This window comes from Ornithinibacillus massiliensis, from assembly GCF_018310345.1.
Lineage (GTDB): Bacteria > Bacillota > Bacilli > Bacillales > Amphibacillaceae > Ornithinibacillus > Ornithinibacillus massiliensis.
The window spans coordinates 1-1,626 of sequence record NZ_JAGXBY010000015.1 but is presented as its reverse complement, the minus strand read 5'-3'; the positions used below and the strand labels follow the sequence as shown (position 1 = coordinate 1,626).

Annotated in this window: 10 tRNA genes; all 10 read left to right on the top strand. The window is 47.5% G+C overall.

Features of this window, described 5'->3' with window-relative positions:
* The first annotated feature begins 49 nt into the window (after positions 1-49).
* The 10 genes from KGF86_RS19220 to KGF86_RS19175 all read left to right on the top strand — a co-directional run bounded on the left by KGF86_RS19220 (position 50) and on the right by KGF86_RS19175 (position 1,578).
* Positions 50-125 (top strand) — tRNA-Val (locus tag KGF86_RS19220).
* Between the two features lie 34 nt (positions 126-159).
* A tRNA-Asp gene (locus KGF86_RS19215) sits at positions 160-236 on the top strand.
* A gap of 158 nt (positions 237-394) precedes the next feature.
* A tRNA-Thr gene (locus KGF86_RS19210) sits at positions 395-470 on the top strand.
* A 164-nt stretch (positions 471-634) separates the two neighbouring features.
* A tRNA-Lys gene (locus KGF86_RS19205) sits at positions 635-707 on the top strand.
* Positions 708-731: 24 nt separating this feature from the next.
* Positions 732-806 (top strand) — tRNA-Gly (locus KGF86_RS19200).
* A gap of 7 nt (positions 807-813) precedes the next feature.
* Positions 814-899, top strand: a tRNA-Leu gene (locus tag KGF86_RS19195).
* A 35-nt stretch (positions 900-934) separates the two neighbouring features.
* Positions 935-1,007 (top strand) — tRNA-Ala (locus KGF86_RS19190).
* An 81-nt stretch (positions 1,008-1,088) separates the two neighbouring features.
* A tRNA-Ser gene (locus KGF86_RS19185) sits at positions 1,089-1,181 on the top strand.
* A gap of 77 nt (positions 1,182-1,258) precedes the next feature.
* Positions 1,259-1,334, top strand: a tRNA-Phe gene (locus KGF86_RS19180).
* Between the two features lie 170 nt (positions 1,335-1,504).
* Positions 1,505-1,578: transfer RNA gene (locus KGF86_RS19175), tRNA-Gly, on the top strand.
* Positions 1,579-1,626: the final 48 nt, after the last annotated feature.

Below are 1,626 nucleotides of genomic sequence, written 5' to 3'. Positions count from 1 at the left end.
CCCTTTCACGGCGGTAACACGGGTTCGAATCCCGTACGGGTCACCATGTGGAGGATTAGCTCAGCTGGGAGAGCACCTGCCTTACAAGCAGGGGGTCGCAGGTTCGAGCCCTGCATCCTCCACCATTAATATAATAAATCATAATTCAAATTTTTTTATGGTCCGGTAGTTCAGTTGGTTAGAATGCCTGCCTGTCACGCAGGAGGTCGCGGGTTCGAGTCCCGTCCGGACCGCCATTACACAATGCCGGCCTAGCTCAATTGGTAGAGCAACGAGCAATACTTCTACCGAATAAGCTACGAGTAACCCCGAAGCATAAACAACCTTGAATATGCTGGAAGATACAGGGGACTATTCGGCAAAAAGAGAAACTTAATAGGCGAATAATTATCATGCCGGCCTAGCTCAATTGGTAGAGCAACTGACTTGTAATCAGTAGGTTGGGGGTTCAAGTCCTCTGGCCGGCACCACTTTTTACTATGAGCCATTAGCTCAGTCGGTAGAGCAACGAGCACCACTTCCGCCGATTAAGCTACGAGTAACCCCGAAGCATACACATCCTAGAATAGGCAAGAAGATGCTGGGGTCCACCTTGAAGAACGCTCAAGTTAACTAAGTATAATTTAAATAACATGAGCCATTAGCTCAGTCGGTAGAGCATCTGACTTTTAATCAGAGGGTCGAAGGTTCGAATCCTTCATGGCTCATCATATCAAATAGTTTTATATCGAGCGGAAGTAGTTCAGTGGTAGAACACCACCTTGCCAAGGTGGGGGTCGCGGGTTCGAATCCCGTCTTCCGCTCCAATATAATGCCGGGGTGGCGGAACTGGCAGACGCACAGGACTTAAAATCCTGCGGTAGGTGACTACCGTACCGGTTCGATTCCGGTCCTCGGCATCATTAACTCTTAACTAATATAATTATTATGATATGGGGCCTTAGCTCAGCTGGGAGAGCGCCTGCCTTGCACGCAGGAGGTCAGCGGTTCGATCCCGCTAGGCTCCACTTTACCATCTGATTTATTACTTCAGTACTAGAACAACAGATTGGTAGATTGTAATTTTAGATGAATTACTACAATTTGATGGAGGTATACCCAAGTCTGGCTGAAGGGATCGGTCTTGAAAACCGACAGGCGGGTCAAACCGCGCGGGGGTTCGAATCCCTCTACCTCCTCCATAAAATATGTTAGATGTTACTATTGAATATGTGTAATCTTGTTCAGATGCTTGAGTAGAGTATAACTTATATTAATTGGCTCGGTAGCTCAGTCGGTAGAGCAACGGACTGAAAATCCGTGTGTCGGCGGTTCGATTCCGTCCCGAGCCACCATTTTAGATTTCGGGATATTGCGGGTGTAGTTTGGTAAAACTCCAGCCACGAGCGATACATCCACCGAATCCACTACGAGTTGCCCCGAGGAATAAACTTCCTTGAATATGCTTGTAGACGCAGGGGCATGACCGTTCGTAAGCTGTTATAATAAACCAATCTAATTTTATGCGGGTGTAGTTTAATGGTAAAACTCCAGCCTTCCAAGCTGATGTCGAGGGTTCGATTCCCTTCACCCGCTCCATTAATTTATGGGCCTGTAGCTCAGCTGGTTAGAGCGCACGCCTGATAA